Origin of the sequence: Tumebacillus sp. BK434 (assembly GCF_004340785.1) — a bacterium.
Taxonomy (GTDB): domain Bacteria; phylum Bacillota; class Bacilli; order Tumebacillales; family Tumebacillaceae; genus Tumebacillus_A.
In genome coordinates this window covers 201,597-222,764 of record NZ_SLXS01000005.1, presented here as the reverse complement: position 1 = coordinate 222,764, position 21,168 = coordinate 201,597, and the positions used below count along the sequence as shown (strand labels likewise).

9 protein-coding genes are annotated in these 21,168 nt (G+C 54.4%); 8 read left to right on the top strand and 1 reads right to left on the bottom strand.

Annotated features, from left to right (window positions below; all coding sequences use genetic code 11):
* The first annotated feature begins 4 nt into the window (after positions 1 to 4).
* The 6 genes from dpdH (at position 5) to EV586_RS14695 (ending at position 11,939) form a co-directional block, all read left to right on the top strand.
* Complete coding sequence (gene dpdH / locus EV586_RS14720; protein WP_132945875.1) at positions 5 to 3,133, top strand: protein DpdH; 3,129 nt, start codon at positions 5 to 7, stop codon at positions 3,131 to 3,133.
* The gene (locus tag EV586_RS14715) at positions 3,130 to 3,870 is read left to right on the top strand and encodes a hypothetical protein (protein ID WP_132945874.1); all 741 of its coding nucleotides are present in this window, start codon (positions 3,130 to 3,132) and stop codon (positions 3,868 to 3,870) included. Before dpdH ends, EV586_RS14715 begins: the two co-directional genes overlap by 4 nt.
* Before the next feature lie 5 nt (positions 3,871 to 3,875).
* Positions 3,876 to 8,465 carry a protein DpdJ gene (gene dpdJ, locus EV586_RS14710; RefSeq protein WP_132945873.1) on the top strand — a complete coding sequence of 1,530 codons (4,590 nt, stop codon included), beginning with the start codon at positions 3,876 to 3,878 and terminating at the stop codon, positions 8,463 to 8,465.
* Positions 8,462 to 8,992 carry a phospholipase D-like domain-containing protein DpdK gene (gene dpdK, locus EV586_RS14705; protein WP_132945872.1) on the top strand — a complete coding sequence of 177 codons (531 nt, stop codon included), beginning with the start codon at positions 8,462 to 8,464 and terminating at the stop codon, positions 8,990 to 8,992. The genes dpdJ and dpdK overlap by 4 nt, the downstream gene beginning before the upstream one ends.
* The gene (dpdD, locus tag EV586_RS14700; RefSeq protein WP_132945871.1) at positions 8,989 to 11,226 is read left to right on the top strand and encodes a protein DpdD; all 2,238 of its coding nucleotides are present in this window, start codon (positions 8,989 to 8,991) and stop codon (positions 11,224 to 11,226) included. Before dpdK ends, dpdD begins: the two co-directional genes overlap by 4 nt.
* A gap of 308 nt (positions 11,227 to 11,534) precedes the next feature.
* Positions 11,535 to 11,939 carry a hypothetical protein gene (locus EV586_RS14695; protein ID WP_132945870.1) on the top strand — a complete coding sequence of 135 codons (405 nt, stop codon included), beginning with the start codon at positions 11,535 to 11,537 and terminating at the stop codon, positions 11,937 to 11,939.
* Between the two features lie 649 nt (positions 11,940 to 12,588).
* Here EV586_RS14695 and EV586_RS14690 read toward each other — a convergent pair.
* Entirely contained in the window at positions 12,589 to 12,858 is a 270-nt protein-coding gene (locus tag EV586_RS14690) for a hypothetical protein (protein ID WP_132945869.1), read from the bottom strand.
* A gap of 377 nt (positions 12,859 to 13,235) precedes the next feature.
* Between EV586_RS14690 and EV586_RS14685 the strand changes: the two genes are divergently transcribed.
* Together EV586_RS14685 and EV586_RS14680 are read left to right on the top strand one after the other, a co-directional pair.
* The gene (locus EV586_RS14685; RefSeq protein WP_132945868.1) at positions 13,236 to 13,880 is read left to right on the top strand and encodes a Bax inhibitor-1/YccA family protein; all 645 of its coding nucleotides are present in this window, start codon (positions 13,236 to 13,238) and stop codon (positions 13,878 to 13,880) included.
* A 127-nt stretch (positions 13,881 to 14,007) separates the two neighbouring features.
* Entirely contained in the window at positions 14,008 to 21,081 is a 7,074-nt protein-coding gene (locus EV586_RS14680; RefSeq protein WP_132945867.1) for a non-ribosomal peptide synthetase, read from the top strand.
* Positions 21,082 to 21,168 lie beyond the last annotated feature (87 nt).

The window sequence follows — 21,168 nt, the reverse complement described above, 5'->3', positions numbered from 1 at the left end:
GTCGATGGCTCTCAGTATGAAAGGAAAGGTCTGCTGGAACCAAAAAATGCTGGACCGTATCTTGGACACCGATGCGCTGCAGGTATTTGACCATCTATTTTCCGCGACGCACCACCCGGTCAAAATGTATCGTCAGATGGCAACTTCCACGCAGCAGGGAACCGGGACTGTTTTCGAAGAGAACCAGTTTCTGCAGGAGTTTTTGGGGCAGGAGGATTATATATTTGTTGCGATTTTAGGAGAATCGGGTGTAGGCAAGTCGCATCTGATTCGCTGGGTGCACGCGCAGGTTCCCGAAACGCCGCAACGCCGTGTGCTGTTAGTGCCAAAAGGCTCCAGTCTGAAGCGGGTGATCGAGTTGATCCTGCAGGGGATGGAGGGGCCAAAGTTTGATCAATATCGCGAAAAGCTGAAACATTCGTCGGCTGCTTTCACGATGAAACAGGCACGCGAGATGTTGATCGATCACATCGCTTTTTCCATCAGCGAAAATGGGCAACACCGCATGCAAGATTTGAAGCCGATGGAGAAGTACTTTGCGGAACAGCTGCCCGCTCTTTTTCGCGACCCGCATTTTCGTTTGATTTTTCTGGAAGACGGAGGAATCATCGATCGCTTGACCGACCATATCGCCGGTGATTCACAAGATGCGGAACGACGCGAGGAACGGCGGACATTTAAGGTGGAAGATTTGCCGATGCGGGCTTCGCACATTGAGAAGGCCAGCGCAGCGGCACAAGATATTTTCACCTTTCTTTTGGACGATGAGGCTGCAAGAGATGAAGCGATTGAGTGGATCAACAAGAATTTGGATCATGCGATCGCTCAAATGCTCAGTTTTAACGGATCTGATCTGATGGAACTGATGAAGGATGTACGGGAGGAACTGGCGCGTTTAGAGATCGAACTGGTATTGCTGATCGAGGATTTCGCTGTCCTGCAGGGGATCGATTTCCAATTGCTCGATGCCTTGCTTACTAAGCCCCGCGGCGACGGTGACCGTCTGCTCTGCAACCTGCGCGTGGCGATGGCCTGTACGACTGGTTATTTTGGTACGCTTCCGCCGACGGTACAGCGCCGAATTGAGTTTCGGGTAGACTTGGACATCTTAGAGGACGAACAATTAATTTCCGCCCGGGAGATTGAAAAGTTTGTCTCTCGCTACTTAAACGCCTTGCGTGTCCCGGAATCGACCATCAAAACCTGGCATGCTGAGCAGATTGCAGAGGGAAGCGTACGGGAAATGCCCTCCGCATGCAGCGGATGCAAATTGGCGGAACAATGCCATGGCGCATTTGGCGCCGTGAACGGCATTGGACTATATCCGTTTAACCAGGTAGCCATTCGGACGATGTATGAGCGTTTGCCGGACAGCAACAAAAGCCGGTTCAATCCGCGTCTGATGATCAAAGATGTGTTAAAACAAACGCTGAAAAACTACGGTCAGCACATCGAACAAGGCAACTTCCCGCCGCCGGCGCTGTTGACAACGATGGGGGGAAGAGAACGCAAGCGTCTGGTGCCTCGCGTAATCAATGAACTGGTTCGGCAAGACCGGACGCATGCGGATCGGCGTGAAGTCATGCTGGAATTGTGGAGCGACACGGAGATGCTGATCGATCTGCATCCGGTGATCCATGAAGCATTCCAATTGCCAGTGCTCAGGAAACAACCGTTCGAAAAGATTACGGATGAGCCTGCCTCCTTGCCGGAGAAGGATTCAATTGCCGTAAAGCCGTTGGATGGCGAACCCGCGGGGGAAGCGGTGAAGAACGAAGCGAAGCCTTCAGGTTCAGTTGCAACAACAACGAATGAAGAAAAACTTCCGCCAAAAGTTCAAATGCGAATCGATGCTTTAAATGATTGGGAGAAGGGCATGGCTCTTCCGCAAAGTGTTACACAAGATCTCCGCGACTTGCTGTATCCGATGATCAATTTCCGAATTGACTGGGACGGTGCGATGCTGCAAGGCTCATGGGTTCGTGCTGCCCACTGGCTGAAAACAAGCATCTCGTTTATCGGACAAACCACGGAAACGCGCTCGAGAACGATACAACTCCGACTGCCGATGCAGCAAGAACAAGAGCGTGAAACTGTGCTCGCTCTGCAGGGGCTTGTCTATTTTGAACATTACAAGCATTGGAGATTCTCAAATGGTCTGGAGTATCTGCGGTATGTATCCCGTTATCTGGAGATGTGGAGCGCCGAAGTCCTGAGCCAGTGCCAAACATTAAAGCTTGCAGATGGAAAGAAGTACGACCCGGTTTCGCGTGCTGTTGAAGTGCTGGCGCTGGGAGCGAAAATGTCCGGCGAATTTCCGGCGGGTGCGGACCTTGTCGGTCAGGTCAACAGTCTATTTATGCCGATGCCTCAATCCTCTCAGTACCGCTCCCAACAATGGAATGACCTGTACAACTCGTTGCGGGACCTTCAGGCAGAAGCCGTTCATCTGCTGGCGGTTCATACGGCCAGTAACAAAGGCGGCAAGTTGAATTATAAGTTTTTGGATGTCACCCAAGTGATTGCCGTGTTGGATACGCTTCGTGAAAAAGGCTTTTTGCATCATGGTATCAACAAATCCCCTTCGATCCAAGCATTCAAAAAGTTGGATACGATGTATCAATCGCTTTATGCGACACTGCATCCTGCAATTGATGCGGAGAGCCGGCATAAGCTTGCCTGGCATAAGGAAATGGTTGCGATTGCAGGCGAACAACCCGATTTGGCAGGTACCAGCCGCGATGTGATCGAAGCCATTACCAAAGCGGAAGGTGAAGGCATGGCCGTCACCGGCATGGAGACATTGCAAAAGCAGGCTGAATCTTTCACAGAGATTTCTATACTTGAATTCTGGCTGCAAACGGCAGCAGGCTTGGAGCGAGACCTCTCAGTGTTTGATCGGTTGGATGCCTTAGCCTCGCTTCCTGTTCGGGAAATGGGAGAAGTGGAGATCTTCGTAAAGTCGGCCGACAAGTTATTGAATGAATCGATCGATAAGATTAAACAAACAATCGGCTTTGTAAAGCCTCCAGGTGAATTCCGTTCAGCAGCAGTTCTAAAGCAAGAGATTGCCAACACGTTTGAAGAATTGCTTCGCTTGGTAAAAGGGATGGATGAGGAGGTCGCAGAATGAGCAGCGCCGCCAATGCACTGAAGGAGAAGTCACGCTGCATCGTCGTATTGACTCAGCAATTGAAAGATGCGGAACAAGAACGCGCAGACGCGGAAAGGTATAAGACCCGTCTGGATACGATGACCTCTTGGAAAAATCAATTGCTAACCCGCACGAAGACGCTGGCGATGTTCCAACAGCACGGAATCTCAATTGAGATTTCCAATCGAGAAGTAAAAAAACTCCAGTCACTGCTGCAGCGTCTGCAGGAGGGATTTGCCGCAAACAACGCTTCGATCATTGATACCGACACGATGAACACGGTCGGCTTCGGGGTAAAAAGCTTCGTGAGATCGTTTGATGATTGTATAAAGGATGCATGGGGGTCGTATACGAAACAGAAAGTTCCCCAAATATCAGATTCGTTTTTGTCAGCGATGGAAAATGTGAAGTCGTTCCAGCAGGAAGTGCAGACAATTCGAACCTGCAAGAACCAATTGACGCCTCTTTCGCAGACTATGCCAAGAACCAAGACAGACTTGGAGTTGTTCGAGAGGCATCTCTCGCGGATGAATGAGGCGTGGGTGAAACTATCCTCCGACAGTGTGCCGGATGAAGTTCTGGATTTTCTGAAAGCAGCCGGTACAGGCAGTGGGGCGAGCCTCGACAGTTACACCGATGTTGTAAAGGAATGGTTGAGTAAAAATAATGTCCAATCTCAACTCAGCATCCGGATTTCCACAGGAGGGACGGTGTAATCGTAATGACGCTTCAGGAATACGCAGGGAATCTGCTCAGTTTCTTAGAGGAAGAAGAAGCGAAGTTTCTGTCTTGGGGATATGTAGACGGTGGGTTTACGGAACCGGACGTTCATGATAAAGCGTATGAGTGGCTATCTTTGCAAGAGCAATCGGAATGCCCGCATTCGGTTGAGGAACTTATCGATACGCTTTCGAACCAGAAGATGCTGTTGGAATTAAACATGGGCGGACGTACCATCTGGCGGACGAGGATGGCGGAAACCGTCCGTCTGCTTGCCCGCCTGAGACAGCGTTTTGATGAAAAGGACTGGAATGTGGCGCCTACACTTGTCTCTGACTTTCGCTTTGGGATTCGGAAACGCCGGTACCCGGAGCGAAACATCACAACGGAGACTGTGATTGAACAAGCGAAACGTTCGGGTCTTGCCTCTGAACAACTCGAGATCCTTGCCACCTTGCTTTCCCGTGGTGAACCGGACAAGCCGTTTTTGTTGTCGCCGTTTCAAGTTCGTGCGGCCATGCGGATGTTTTCCAGTATTCGAGAACGTAAAAGCCAAGGGATGATCGTTTTGGCCAGCACAGGTACAGGCAAAACTTTGTCCTTCTATCTCCCGGCTTTAACCTCTATTGCTGATCAGATTGAGCAACAGCCCAAGCCCTATACAAAGGCGATTGCGCTTTATCCGCGGAGTGAACTCTTAAAGGATCAGTTTATGGAGACCTACGAAGAGGCGCGGAAACTGGATGCACGATTGAAAGAGACTTCCGGACGCAAATTGCTGATTGGAGCTTTCTATGGGGACACTCCGAAAAACCATAAACAGATAAAATGGAAGGATGAGCAGCAATATCAGGGATACCTCTGCCCTTATTTCATCTGCCCGGATTGCGGGTCGGAGATGGTGTGGATAAAGCAGGATGCTGTGAGGGGATATGAAGCTTTATCCTGTACCCAAAGAAAATGCGCCAAGAGGATTGAATCGGATGAAATCGTGCTGACGCGAGAGCGGATGAGAGACAATCAGCCTGATGTACTGTTTACCACCACCGAGATGCTGAATCGCTTGATGAGCAACAAACAGTATCACCGTGTGATCGGCATTGGCGCGGAACACCCGGTTCGTTTCATGCTGCTCGACGAGGTGCATACGTACACGGGTGTGCACGGCGCGCAGGTTGCCTTGCTGATCCGCCGTTGGCACAATGCGGTCACCAAGCCGGTACACTTCACAGGCTTGTCGGCAACCCTGGAGGAGCCCGTTCAGTTCTTTGCTCAATTGACGGGTCTCGGGTTGGAACAGGTGACTGCAGTCGATATGCATGATGATCCGCTGATTCAGGAAGGGCGCGAGTATCAATTGATCTTGCGCGGGGACCCGACGTCAAACGCATCGCTGCTCTCCACCACCATCCAGACGATCATGCTGATGCGCCGGATGCTCGATGTGGATTGGGAGAATCCGTCGAATGGCTGGAACGGCAAACGCGTTTTTGTATTTACGGACGACTTAGACGTTACGAATCGGCTGTATGATGATTTAAAGGATGCCGAAGGACAAGACTCGAGACGCAAAAAGGACACTTTGGCGCGTTTGCGTGACCGAAACAAGCATGCCATGCCACACGAGGAGTCTGAACGGGCACAGGAAGGGCAACTCTGGGACTTTCCATTGGAAATCGGGCACGATTTATCTCACAAACTCGACATTGGACGCACCAGTTCACAGGACAAAGGCGTGAATCCCAATGCCGATGTTATTGTTGCTACGGCTTCGTTGGAGGTCGGGTATAACGATCCATTTGTCGGGGCGGTGATTCAGCATAAAGCTCCTTTGGATATGGCGTCTTTCCTACAGCGAAAAGGTCGGGCAGGACGTAAGCGGAGCATGCGGCCCTGGACGATCACGGTGCTGTCCGACTATGGCAGAGACCGAACATCGTACCAATTCTACGAGGCGATTTTTGATCCGAAACTGCAGCGGCGCGATCTCCCGATCCATAATCGCTATGTTTTGCGCATGCAGGCTGTTTACTGCTTGATGGACTATTTGTCCGAAGTGATTGAGGTCAATAATTCAAATGTCTGGTTCAATCTGTCCCAACCGGCTTCAGGGGCGACTGATTCGAATGTCCGAGATTGGGCGGAGAAAGTACAGAAGTTAATCGCGGATACAGTGGCAAGTTTGTTGGACCGGCCTCATTCGCGTGAGGAGTTTAAAACGCATCTTCGTGCAGCCTTGAATATCTCGGATGAACAGGCGGACGCGCTGTTTTGGGAGTCGCCGCGTTCTCTCATGCTTCATGTGTTGCCGACGATGCTGCGCCGTCTGCGCAAAGGTTGGAAACGATACGATCAAAGCATGGAATTATGGGTGTCAGACTCTCCGCTTCCGGAGTTTATCCCGTCGACGTTGTTTAGCGATTTGAGCTTGCCAGAAGTCTTGATCGAATTGCCATTAGATTCAAAACGGAAAAGTGGAGGGGAAAGGCATGACATGCAGATTCTGCCTGCGTTGAAATCGTTCGCGCCGGGACGCGCTACTCGGCGGTTCGGCATCCACCGCAGTGGAGTAAGCCATTGGGTTCAACCGCCTTCCTTTGAGAACACAGAAGAGGCACAGTATCTGGAGATGCAGGAATTCTATCCAGAAACAGAAGAACTGGGGGAGTACCAATATGAAACGGACGGTCGAACAGTATCGGTTCGTGCCCTTCGTCCATTATTGATCAAGCCTGCTCTGGTGCCACGAGAAGTCAAAACAACTTCCAATGCGTTTCTGATCTGGAAAACGCAAATTTTTCCAGCCGTTTTGCTCCGGCAAGGACCTGACGTTGCATCGGGTCTATCTGCAGAACTTCCCGCAGGATCGCCGTGGTTGAAATATGTGCAAGGGATTCAGTTTTATACGCACACCGATCAATCCCCGGTGACCGTCCGCCGCTTTGCTTTGGGGTCGGACGCTACGATTCGAATGAAAGACGGGAAAGAGGTGATTTCTCGCATTCGCTATTCTAGCGAAGAGCAGCCTGTGGCGCTTGGGTTTTCGCAAGAAGTTGATGCAATCCGGATTCAGTACCAACTGCCGAACAAGCCATTGCTGCTCCCGGGAGAACACGACGAAGCCACGGTTCGTTCTTATCGCACAGCGCTATTTCGCCACTTGGTGCGGCAAGATGAACGGCTGTCTAAGGTAACGGATATCTTTGCGCGTGACTTGCTTAGTGAAGCTTATCTGGACGGGTTGATCGCAACGGCAAGCAAAGATCAATGCTCGTTGGTAGAAGCCAATTCCAAATGGAATACGGCGAATTGGAGAGGTGGACTCGATAAGGTCTTCGCGGTCGTGCTTCGATCTGTTCGGCTCGATGAAGCGGCAGATGGGGAGCGGGATGACGATTTGGATGAGGCGGATGATGAGCTGCTTTCTCGGTCGCATCAAAGGATGAAGAAGGTACTGGAACATGATGTTGTCTTTGTGGTGCTGCATGAACTGGCGACCGTTTTATGGGATCGTCCAGACCATCGTTGGCAAGAGTGGGCTGAGCAGCGATGGCTGGCTACATTGGGGGGCGCAGTACTTCAAGCCTGCAAAGAACTCGCTTCCGAATTTGGCAGCGAGGATTTGCGATTAGATATAAGTGGGGGGAGTTCGCCGCTAGGAGGAGCGGAGAACCCTAATGAACGGCATGACATCTGGATTACTGAAAATACTTCAGGTGGCGGGGGCGTAATCGAAGAGGTGATTCGCGGGTATCAAGAAGATCCGCGCCGTTTTTTTCGATTGGTTGAAAGCGCACTTGGCCCCTCAGATTTTGAATTGGCAGACACTGAATTGTCTCGTACGCTGCATCTTGCAATTCACGATCAAGAAACGGCAAACCTTCTCGAAGAAGTGCGGTTGGCGGAGAACTATCGAGAGCAGGAACTTGCTTTGCAGACCTTGCAAAATAATCTGCAAGACAGGGGAACGCTTACCACTCATACGGTGATGAGTTCGATTTTCAATCGAATTCTCAAACCGGCAAGCTCCAGGCAATCCGACCAACTTTTGTATGACCTGATTGAAACATGGAACGCGGAAGAAGCCCGGCTTGGCGTAGAACTGGATGCGCGCGTATTTGCGTACGTTGCCAGTGCAAGTTCGCAAATCTATGACCGTTTTCAGGCAGCCCTCGCACACATCGATTCCAATCTGGTTGACGATGAAAATTGGCGCTATCAGTTGATCTACAGCTTGATCTGGGCGAGAGGAAACTCAATCCGCTCAAAGAACCTCAGTTCGTATAATCCATATGTGGAAGATATTCAAGCGGAGCGAATGCTTCTGTTGCGAGATGTCTCCGGAGGGGTGACGGTCGATCTCTCTGACCCGGACCGTATGAAGAAAATCGGGGATGCGCTGCTCAACTGCGGGACTGTACGATTGCGCGCGTTATTGTCCCAACATGAAGAGTTGCGTCATGCGATCCTTCAATTATTGGTCAATCCGATTGAGATCGAGTACCTGCACCTCTATCCGCGAGTCGAAGGTTTGCAGCGGGAAGGCGATCATTACCTTGTGGCGCTTGATTTACGGGAGGCGATTCAATGAGTGAATATCAGCCCCGCATCATTTACACCCATAACTCAACACGAGAAGCAGGTGAACTGCTGCAGTCCTTGTTTACCGCAGAGTTGGTACGGCCGAGCCGGTCACTCTGGCTCGTCTCACCGTGGATCTATGACATCGACATTCTGGACAATCGGGGCGGTCAGTTTTTCACCTTTGAACCACACTGGCCGCATCGTAAACTCAGATTGTCCGAAGTTATTTCGCGCATGGTGGAAAACAATACACATGTTCACATCATATCCAGAGATAATGTTTACACGCGCCCCTTTTTAGCGTCGATGCGCGGGCGTTTTGGCGACAATGATCCAAGGCTGATGATGAAAACAAGCGCATTGCTGCATGTGAAAGGGCTGCTTGGAGATGGATATTTTCTGAGCGGCTCCATGAACTTTACGTACTCGGGAATCACGATAAACGAAGAGAAGATTCATTTTACTACAGATGCTGCTGAAGTGGCGACCAACCGCAACCATCTCGAAACGAAATGGGGGGGAAGCATCCGATGAGCAACCCCCGGAAAGATTGGTTCTCCCGTTTTTACGATCCGGCTTTTAACGGTATCACGTTGAAAAGGCTTGAACAAAATGAGTTGATGTACTTCACGAGCCGGATTGCCCAAGATCCGCCGCAACCTACAATACTGCCCTTTAAACCGCTCGACGGTAACAGGGTCTATTGGTACGGAGTCGCTTTTTCTGAGGAGGACATGCAATGGCTGGGAGAGCAATTGCAGAGTTTCATAGGAGTTTCATATTCCGATTTTCAAGGACGGCGTGCAGTTCCTAACCCCTCACTTGCTTTTGATCAGATGGTCAATGGGCTGACAGAAGGACGATACTATCGGTTTCATGGGAACTCGGCGGAAATAACTGCCACTGTGGTCTTGATGGGTCAACTCTGGAGAAAGGGAAAATCCTCCCAGAAAGTGGATGTCTCGAAAACGGTAGGGCGGTTGTTACGGGACTTCTATGTGGCGGTGCAAGTGGGACAGCGCTCGTCGGCAGAAGAGTTGCTGAACGAATTGAAAGCCCGCCACTACGTAAACGCGGACAATCTCCTGTTTTTGCGGGTTCATATGTTGACCGGAATGGAAAAGTGGGATGAAGTGGTGCAACTCCGTCAGATGGGTACATTGTTGGCGCTCAAACGTCCGCAGCGTGTGACAGAATCGTTGATTCAAGCGGTGTACCATCATTTCTTGGCCAAGTGGGAGCATCAGCCCGCAAAAGTTCTGGATGTGTTTCGTGATGAAGTTTGGCCGCAATTTGGTGCCCTTTACACGCATCGCGGGCAAATGCAAAGCCCTGAAGCGCTGAAAAGTTTCATGCTGCGCGCGGTGGCAGTACAGCCTGTTCAGTTGCTTTTGTGCAACGAAATACTTGCGACCCCCAGTCTTGATGCCAAAGACAGGCAGTTCCTTGAAGCAGTGTCTCAATTTCTGCCTCAAGAGTTGCCCCCTCATCATATGACCGAAATGGAGAAAGCGCAGGCAGACTTCAGCATCGGTTCCTATGAATCGGCACTGCGATGGTTGAAACCGACGCGGTGCAATCTGGAGGCGGTTCAGTATGGCATTCAGATTGCCTTTAAGCTACGCACGACTGAAGCGCGCGAATATGTGTCAGAGATGATGGGGCAATTGTCGGTAGAGGAACATCAACAACTGAAATCTTCGAAGACTCTGCAGAGCCTCCTTGAGCAAATTTTTCCGGCGAATGATACGGAGGAAGAAGCGCCTCCTTCTGGCTGGCTTGACTGGCTGGAGCGTGTGGAAAACCAGCAACAGGTGAAGTTTTTTGATTTGGTGTATCTCAACCCTGCCGATTGGCCTGAGGGAGAACTGCTTAATTCGGCCGATCATATGCAGCGTTTCATTGACGGTATGGATCGTTGTTTCAACAAGAAGGAGACGCAAGACCTGGTATTTTCAGCCGTGCCGCATGCGCTTGAGCTGCTAAAACGGGATCCCCGCTGGCCGAATGAACGACTTCAGCCCGTGTATTTGAAGCTGATTGAGTGGATCATACTCAGCACTAATGGGCATGTCAATGATTTCTATCTGCTCTACGAGTTGACGGAGGGGCTTTTAAAAACAAACATCAGCGATTCGGTATACGAAACAGTGTTGTACGCCGCCGTCGACATGTTTACGGATTACGGTGATTTCCCGCATCTCAACTGGGCAATGGAATATCTGGAAATGATTTTTCTCAACCAGTGCCCGAGACGTGAACTTCGCGTAGAGTATCTGCAACTCATTACCGAGAAGTTTCGGCAATACAAGCGGCATGTATCTTACACGCAGTGGGAGTTGTTAAAACTACTGTATCAGGATTTTGGGATGGAGGCCGCGTGGCCGGCACTGGTTCAGGAATTTGACCTTGACAGAATAGACTTGAAACGGGAAGTGTCTATTTGGGCCAAGCTTTCCGGACGGACTGTCGGGCTGTATACGTTAACCCGTCAAGTCGCCCGTAAGGTGGAATCTATGATCCAGTCCCACGCGCCTGACTCAAAATTTATTGTCGACCATTCGAAGGTCAACACGGCTTCTCTGGAGACATTGGCAGATGCATCGGACCTGTTGATCATCTCGTGGCAGAGTGCCAAACACGCTGCGACAGTCTCACTTGCAGATCGTTATTCGACCAGAGGCAGGCAACCGATTTATCCAGAGGGCAAAGGCAGTTCCGGTATTATTCGTGCCTTGCACGAGTATTTAGAGCGGCATGACCGGTAAGGAAACTGAAAAGAGGTTCTCTGGAATTGTACGGGAGCCTCTCTTCGCTCCTGACACAGAGTCTGAGGGGGAGTTTGAGATGCACGATTAATTTATCGAAACAACACGCCAAGAAGTGTTGCGTTTGCTTCAAAAGCAGCAATCATTTTGGGAGGAATTGAAGGCAACGCCAGATTTGTTGAAAGATTCGAAAGGGAAACACAAGCGCAGCCTTACCTCTGCACAGACCGACCAATGGCTGGAAGCTCTGTAGGGGGGATTTTATTAAGCCGAACACTTGGAGAGCGCTTACGGGGAATTGCCTGACCTTGAGCAGCATGGGGGGGGTCGTCGATTTCGCGGAAGAGGCGATGGGGAAACGATGGCAGAAGTATATCGAGGATGCTGTGGAGGTTCAGGAGAGCGTACAAACCTTATGGGAGGAAAGCTTGTTTGGCATACCGCTCAAAGAAGTCATTCAAACCGCGCATCATCATTCTGCACTGATCAGTTTAAAATCAGCCGTGTCGAAAATGGCTGATTTCGACCGCCTAGTAATCCGCTATCTTGATCTTTGCCATAATGTAATACATAAAGGGATCGAAGAAATCCAAGGACATATCAAAGCCCATGAAGATGATCTTCGACTTGTGGGAACAGCTGAGCGGGAATCACGAAAGATGGCGGAGTTAAGCATTCAAAATCTGCAGGAAAAGGTTTCTGAACTGTTCTAAAAAGGAACTCAGAATCTATATGATATAATTCGTAAACTGTTTGCCGAAGGCAAAAAACAGGAAAAAAGAGCATTGGCACTGGCCCAACCGCAGCAGAAAAGCTTTCCATCTTTTGGGGTGTTCTAAATAATATGAGCTCCTCCACGGAAAATCAGGGATTCAGGTTTGACCCAAACGGGCAGAATAAATTCCAGAAAAGGGAGCACGTTCGTGCGTCATTTGAATCATCACGTAACGTGTTTCCCTCAATTTGTGCAACAAACCATTGACCGGCTGCTCGAACGACTTGATGGAAACATCCATCCTGAAGCCATTTTACACTCAGACCAAGGCGAACACTATACCCATCTCTCGCTTCTTGAACGGATCAGGGAAGCTGGTTTCAAACAATCAATGTCCCGCAATGGGAACTGCTGCATTTTGATAACCAAAGCACCAGCTTTTCCAAGGAACCGGTCAATGTGAGCTTTGATGAGGAGAAAGTCGCATTTATCTGCATTCTCTCGAATTTGTCGATCCTCCTCAGAACCTAGCCACCGATAATAGCCGCTCGGGCTGACGCCATACAGTTTGCATAAAAGTCGTGTCATTCGTTTCAAACCATGCGTACGAATCGTAAGATTGATGAGACTATTGCGCTCGAAGGGTGTCAGCGTTTCCTCTCCATAGCATCTCTTTCGAGCGCGTCGAGCTTTTTTAAGAAATTGTTTTCCGCCTCAAGCAGTTTGATCCGCGCTTCCGCACGTTTTAGTTTCTCTTCTGCTGATACATAAACGGCTGGCTTTCGCCCCCGTGCTTCCTTTTCCGCATCTCTCTTCGAGAAGTCCTGCCTCCCCATGAGCTTCAAATACATCATGCCAACGCTTAAGGCAGCTCTTTGGCTTCTGATGACCAATGGTGTCCAGGTCAAAGCCTGCATCGAGGAAAATATCTATCGTTTTTTTACCATATGCATACGCTCTAACGGCAGCGATCTTGAACGATGGCTAGTAAGTAATACTTTTGTCCGTTACATATGCCACATTCGGGTTTGCCTCAAGACGCCGCATCTCATGGTCGGTGAATCGATGTCTTTTCCTCATGTTCTGAACCTCTCGTTCTTTTTCGATAGTCTGATTATAAACAGAAATGACCCACAAGAAATTCACTTTTTTCAAAGTGTCCATCGTGTGGGTCACAGTTCTGATCACGTTTGGAGGTCTCTTTCTTTTCCAGTCAGTTGTCTGAAACTTAATTTCTTTTTCTGCGTATAAGGTTGTATAATGTTGTAGAGATATTTGAAAGGAGTGTCATGTCATGAATCCGTCTTATTCCGGAAGTCGTACGGTTGGCATCAATCGCGTGCTGCCGATGTTCTTCCTGAGCCTTCTGTTCGCATTGATTGGCACAATCGTAGGCACGCAGGTGCCGACCGCGCTGTTCCTGCCGCTGGCGATTGTTGAAATCGGGATGCTGATCGTGGCGATGTTTATGCGCAAACGCCGCGTCGGTTACACCTTCCTCTACCTGTTCACCTTTATCAGCGGGATCACGCTGTATCCGGTGCTCGCTCACTACACGATGGGCATCGGCGGCAACATGGTGATGGCCGCATTTGGCGTCTCCACCCTCGCATACGGCGCGACCGCTCTGTACGCTTGGAAATCGAAAGCTGACTTCTCGTTCCTCGGCGGCTTCCTGATGGTCGGCCTGATCGCGTTGATCGGCCTGTCCCTGTGGAACATGTTCTTCCCGCTCGGTGGCACGATGTACCTCGGCTTCACGCTGCTTGGCATCTTCATTTTCATCGGCTTCACCTTGTACGACATCTCCAACATCGCACGCCACGGCGTGCCGGAAGAGATGGTGCCGATGGCGGTGCTGAACTTGTACCTGAACTTCATCAACCTGTTCCTTTTCGTGCTGCGTCTGTTCGGCATCAACTTGGGCTCGGACGACTAAGTATCAGTCCGCAACTGTAAAAGCCTCGTTCAATATGAACGAGGCTTTTTTTTATTGACTCCATTCTATTACTACTGATAGGATTCATATTAAGAAAGTCATAGTATTTAAGGAGTTGAGAGTACACGTGCTGGTCCAAAATGCCACGAAAGAACGAGTTTCCGAGATTCCTCTGCTGACATTGCCTGTGGATCGCCCGCGTCCTGCAACCGCTGTTTTTCAGGAAGCGGAAGTGCGGTTTGCACTGCCGGGACTGTTTTCGCAAGCGCTGACCGTAGCGTCCGCCCGTGAAGGGGTCACTGCCTCCGCTCTGCTTTTGGCGTCCTTTCAAACGCTGCTGGCCCGCTATTCGGGCCAGGATGAACTGCCGATCGGCCTGGTCGATGCTGCTGGAAAAGCGCGTCTGCTGTATGGCGAACTGAGCTTCGAGCAATCGTTTGCCGCGCTGCTGAAGTCGGTGCAGACTGACGTAGAGCAGGCGCAGTCGGCAGCAGTTGTCGCCGACGCGGCCGACCTGCAGGTGCTGGCCGCGTTGGACGGCGTGCTGCCTGAGGCGAAAGGTTACGATCTGGCGCTGATCTCCCGTCAAGAAGCGGAGGGGCTGGTGCTCATCCTGTCCTACAACGCCGAGCTGTTTGCGCAAGAGACGATCGAGCGCATGGGCGGTCATTTCCAAGTGCTGCTGCAGGCAGCGTTGACCGACAGCCAACAGCCGATCGGCGTGCTGCCCCTGATCACCGAAGCGGAGCGCGAGCAACTGCTCAGAACGTGGACGTCAGGTCCGGCCGTTCCTCTAGCTCATGATGTGATTCATAAATTGTTTGAAAAGCAAGTCGAATTAACACCGACGCGCACTGCGCTGCGCTTTGAAGGCACCAGCGTGACCTATGCTGAACTGAACGCCCGCGCCAACCAGTTGGCACGCGCGTTGCGGAGCCAAGGGGTGCAGCCGGAGCAGTTGATCGGGCTCTGCGTCGACCGCTCGGTGGAGCTGCTCGTCGGCATCCTCGGCATTTTGAAAGCGGGTGCCGCCTATTTGCCGCTCGACCCGTCCTATCCGGCGGAGCGTCTCGCATATATGGTGGAAGATGCCGGCGTGCAACTGCTGCTGACGATGGAACACCTGCAAGATGCGGTCACCGTGCCGGTGGAGCGGAAGATCTGCTTCGATCGCGACTGGCCGGAAATCGCCAAGGAAAGCACAGACAACCCGGATTATGAGGTCGAGCCGGACAACTTGGCATACGTAATTTACACGTCCGGTTCGACCGGCAAGCCGAAGGGCGTCATGATCGAAAACAGCAGCGTCTGCAACATGTCAGCGGCGCTGGCGGAACGCTTTTTCCTCGATGATAAGTCGGTCATGCTGCAGTTCGCCGCCTTTTCGTTTGACGCGTCGGTCGCGGAGATCTTCCCGGCGCTGATGCACGGCAGCACCGTGCTGCTGGCTCCGAAAGACAAGATCATGCCGGGGCCGGGCCTCGTGGAGCTGTTGAACGGCGAGCAGGTCTCCCATGTCGCTTTGCCGCCGTCTGTGCTGGCGCTGCTGCCGGAAGACCAACTGCCGCACTTGCAGGTGGTGGTGTCGGTCGGGGAAGCGTGCACGGCGGAACTGGTGCGGAAATGGTCTGCGTCCACCCGTACGTTTGTCAACGGCTACGGTCCGACGGAAGGCACGGTCGGCGCTTTGATCGGCGTCTGCCAACCGGAGGAAGCGGTGACGGTCGGCCGTCCGTTGATCAACGGTATCGTCTATCTGCTCGACCAAAACATGCAGCCCGTTCCGGTCGGCGTGCCGGGCGAGATCTGCATCGGCGGGGCGGGTCTCGCGCGGGGCTATCTGGGCCGCCCGGAGCTGACCCAGGAAAAATTTGTGGCCAATCCGTTTGCTGACGGCATCGCGCCGCGCCTGTACAAGACGGGCGACTTGGGCTGCTATCTGCCGGACGGACGGGTGAAATACATCGCCCGGATCGACCATCAGGTGAAGATCCGCGGCTTCCGCATCGAGCTTGGCGAAGTCGAGTCGGCGCTGCTCGCCCATCCCGACGTGCTGTCGGCGACGGTGATCGACCGCGAAGATACGCCGGGCGTCAAACGCCTCGCAGGCTATGTGGTGCCGAAGGACGGCGCGGCGATCTCGGTGCGCGACCTGCGCAGCTATCTCGCCGCGCGCCTGCCCGACTTCATGGTGCCGACCGCGTTTGCCATGCTCCCCGAACTGCCGCTGACGCCAAACGGCAAGATCGACCGCCGGGCGTTGCCGGTGCCGGATGCGGCCGACCGCGCGCTGCATGATGAAGCGTACGTCGCGCCGCGCAACGAGGAGGAAGCGGCGCTGGCTGCGATCTACCGCGACGTGCTCGGCGTGGAACAGGTTGGCGTGCACGACCACTTCTTTGAACTGGGCGGCGAATCGCTGCTCGCCACCAAAGTGGTGGCGCGCGTGCGCGAGCTGTTCGGCGTGGAGATGCCGCTGAACACCTTGTTTGCGAAGCCGACCGTCGCCGAGCTGGTCGAAGAGCTTGCCGAGCTGCGCAGCGCGCCGGTCGAAACGCTCACCCCGCTGACCAAGCGTCCGCGCCGCGAGCGCATGCCGCTGTCGTACGCACAGGAGCGCATCTGGTTCCTGCGCGAGCTGTTTCCGGACAACCTGTCCTACAGCGCGTCCTGCCTGCTGACGTTCAAAGGCGAATTTGACGTGGCGGTCTTGGAGCGCACGCTAAACGAGATTCTGCGCCGTCATGAGATCTTCCGCACGACGTTCCAGGCGTATGACGGCGAACCGGCGCAAGTGGTCATGCCGTATGAGCCGGTCAAACTGCGCGTGCTCGACCTGCACGAGCTGCCGGAAGCTGAAAAGAAAGCGCAGATGGACGCGGTCGTCGACGTGGAGATCAAAAAGATGTTCAAGCTCGACGAACTGCCGATGGTGCGCTGGACATTGTTCAAATTGGAAAAAGACGTGCACACGCTGCTCCATGTGGAAGACCATCTCGTTCATGACGGATTCTCGTTCTCCGTCTTCCTCTACGACTTCGTGCATATCTACAATGCGTACCTGACGGGTGACGCATCGCCGCTGCCGGAGCCGGAGATCCAGTTCGTCGACTTTGCCGACTGGCAGCGCGAGATGATGGAAGGCCCGGAAGGCGACCGCCAACTGGCTTATTGGAAGGAAAAACTGGCCGGGGCGCCGGAAATTCTCGAACTGCCGCTCGACCATCCGCGTCCGGCGGTGCAGCGCTTCAAAGGGGCGGCGTTCCGCTTCCAGATCCCGTACGAAGTCTGCCAGGGCGTTCGCGAGTTCTCGCGCAAGAACGGCGTCTCGCTGTTCATGACCTTGATGGCGGCGTACAACGTGCTCTTGTACCGCTATTCCGGTCAGGAGGACATCCTCGTCGGCACCGGCATCGCCAACCGCCGCTTGAAAGAGACGGAGCGGCTGATCGGGATGATCGTCAACAACGTGCTGCTGCGCACGCAGCTCGGCGGCAACCCGACGTTCAAAGCGATCGTCGAGCAGGTGCGCCAGGCGTCGATGGAATCGTACGACCACCAGGACGTGCCGTTTGACAAAGTCATCGGTGCGCTCGGCATCGAACGCGACCTGAACCGCAACCCGCTGATGCAAGTGATGTTCTCGATGCACGACACCCCGATGCCGGAGCTGGAGATCCCGGGCGTGGAGATGTTCATCCACGAGGGGCTGAACAACGGCTCGGCGAAATTTGACATGAACATCATGGTCATCCCGCGCCACTCGAAGCGCCTTGGCGTGCGCGGCAAAGGCGAGCTGAAAGACGAAGGCATCACCGTGAACTGGGAGTACAACTCCGACCTCTGGGAAGCGGACACGATCGACCACATGATCCAAAACTGGATCAACCTGCTGCGCGGCGTCATCGCCGAGCCGGAAGCGCGCATCGGCGACCTGCCGCTCCTGTCGCAGCAAGAAGAGCGCAAACTGCTTAGCGATTGGAACGACACGGCGGCCGACTATCCGGCCGAGCTCTGCTTGCACCAATTGTTTGAGGAGCAGGTGCAGAAGACGCCGGACAACACCGCCGTCATCTTCGGCGAACGGACGCTGACTTATGCCGAACTGGATCGTCAGGCCAACCAGCTGGCGCACCACCTGCGCGCGCTTGGCGTCGGCCCGGATGTGCCGGTCGGCGTGACGGTGGAGCGCTCCGTCGAGATGGTCACCGCCCTGCTCGCCGTGCTGAAGGCGGGCGGCGCCTACCTGCCGCTCGACACCGACGCTCCGCCGGCCCGCAAGGCACAGGTGCTCGAAGACGCGCAGGCGCCGGTCTGCCTCTCGCAGTCCAGCTTGACCGACAAGCTGCCGCAGGGCGCGGTCCGCTACGTGTTTGTCGACGGGGATGCGGCGGAGATCGCGAAACATCCGGTGACCAAGCCGGACGTGGACGTGCAGCCGGAGCATCTCGTCTCGATCTACTACACCTCCGGTTCGACCGGGAAGCCGAAAGGGGTCTGCTCGACACACTTCGGCTGGGTCAACCGCATGAACTGGATGCAGCGCCGCTACAGCTTGCAGGCGTCCGAAACTCTTTTGCAAAAAACGACCTTGACCTTCGACGATGCGGCGGTGGAGTTCTTCTGGCCGCTGATGGTCGGCGCCCGCATCGCGATGCTGGAGCCGGAGCTGCACAAAGACCCGCTGGCGATCATGGACGCGGCGGTCCGCTATGAGACGGCCGTGCTGCAGTTCGTGCCGTCGATGCTCTCCCTGTTCCTTGACGCGGTCACGGAAGAGAAGCGCGCGCAGCTGAACGCGCTGCGCGTGGTGATCTCGTCCGGGGAAGCTTTGCGCGCCGATCTCGTCCGCTCGTTCCTGCACAGCTTGCCACAGGCAGGACTGTTCAACCAGTGGGGCGCGACCGAAGTGTCGATCGACTCGACCTGCCACGAGGTGACCGAAGCGGATGCGCACGAAGAAGGCATCGTCTCTGTCGGTCGTCCGATCGACAACAACCAGGTCTACATCCTTGACGGGCAGCTCAAGCCGGTGCCGGTCGGCGTGCCGGGCGACCTCTACCTCGCCGGAATCGGCCTCGCCCGCGGCTACCTGAACAACCCGGAGCGCACGGCGGAAGCGTTTCTCCCACACCCGTTTGCGCCGGGCGAAGTGGTGTACAAGACGGGCGACCGCGGCTACTACCGCGCCGACGGCTCGATCATGTTCCTCGGCCGCCGTGACGATCAGGTCAAGGTGCGCGGCCAACGCGTCGAACTGGCGGAGATCGAAGCGGTGATGGTCACCCATCCGGCGGTCAAGGAATGCGCCGTCGTCGCACACAAGCGTCCGAACGGCTACTATGTCGTCGGCTACTACGAGTCCGAGCCGGGCCTGACCGCGTCGACCGAAGGGCTGCGCGAACACATGCTGGCGCTGTTGCCGGAGTACATGGTTCCGGCGCGCTTCGTGGCGATGGACGCCCTGCCGACCACCGTCAGCGGCAAGCTCGACCGCAAGCTGCTGCCCGATCCGGGCGAAGATCGCCCGGACCTCGAAGGGGCGCTGATCCTGCCGCGCACGGAGACGGAGCGGACGATCGCGAACATCTGGCAGGAGATCCTGCGCCTGAAAGAGGTCGGCGTCTACGACAAGTTCTTCGACCTCGGCGGACACTCGCTCGATGCGACCCGCATCATGTCCCGCGTCAACCGCGAGCTCGGCACTGCGCTGCCTTTGCGCGCCTTGTTTGAGACGCTGACTGTCGCCGGCCTCGCCAAGCGCGTGGATGAAGTCCGCAACAGCGGTGCGCAAGGCCGGCTCAAACCGGTCAAAAAAGCGCCCAAGCGCGACCGCTATGAGCTGTCCAACGCCCAGCAGCGCTTCTGGTTCGATTATGTGATGCATCCGGAGTCGGCGTACGGCCCGCTGATGGTAAGCGAACTGCATGGCGCGCTCAACGTCGAAGCGTTCCTGCAGGCGTATGCACAGCTGGTGCAGCGCCACACGATCATGCGCACGACGTTCCTCGAAGCGGAAGGCGTGCCGTATCAGGTGGTGCGCGACGACCTTGACGTGCCGTGCAGCTTCGAAGACCTCTCGATGCTGTCCGAAGCGGAGCAGCAGGCGAAGCTGGCCGAGCATCTCGGCCGCGTCTACCGCACGCCGTTCGACCTGATCAACGGCCCGCTGTTCTACTCGGCGCTGATCAAGCTGACCGGGACGAAAGCGCTCTGGGTGCGCTCGACGCATGCGATCGTCTATGACGGCTGGTCTTCGAACGTCTACATGAACGACTTCGCCGCGCTGTACAGAGCGGCGGTGGAAGGCATCGACCCGGAACTTCCGGATGCGCTGCAGTATGTGGACTACGCCGCGTGGCAGACGCTGTCGCTCGCCGACGGCGACATGAACGAGCAAAAGGCGTACTGGCTGCAGCGTCTGGCCGGTGCCGGTTCGCCGCCGCAGCTGCCGCACGACTTTGCGCCGGACGAAGTGGAGCGCCCGGAGCCGATGCTCACGCGTCACACGACGGTCGAGCCGGAGCTGACCGCAAACGTGCGCAAGCTTGCGCAAAAGCAGGGCACCACCACGTTCCTCGCCGTCGTGGCGGCGTTCAACATCTGGCTGTCCCGCGTCTCGGGCACGACCGACGTCGTGGTCGGCTCGCCGCTGACCGGCCGCACCAACCCGGAGCTGGAGCCGGTGATCGGCGTCCTCGTCAACCCGGCGGCGCTGCGCACCGACTTGTCGGGCAACCCGAGCGCAGAACAGGTGATGGAGCGCACGAAGACGATCGCTCTGGAAGCGTACGCGAACCAGGATTATCCGTACGACCTGCTCGTGCAAGACCTGCGCCCGCACCGTCCGGAAAGCGATCCGCTCTATTCGATCGTGCTGGTCGGGCAAAACGTCCACACGGGTGGCTTCAAGCTCCATGACCTCACTGCCGAGCAGTTCGCCTATGAAGAGCTGCTCCGCGACCAGATGAGCCTGAATGAGGAGCGCTACCCGTTCGACCTGCATGTCGAAGTGTTTGAAAAAGGCGACCATCTCTGGGTCCGCACCAACTATAACAACGCAAGATTCACCGTCGACACGATCGACCGCCTGCTGAACCAGTTCCTCTATGTGCTCGAACAGTTTGTCACCGAGCCGGAGAAACGGCTGGAGCAGTTTGAGCTGGAGCGTCTCGAAGACACGCTCGACGATCTGTTCTAAGCGCTTGCCCACCTCGTCCCCGCCGCTTGCCGGGGGACGAGGTTTTTGTTTTATCAGGCGTCCCTCTCGCATAGGATCTTAGTAATT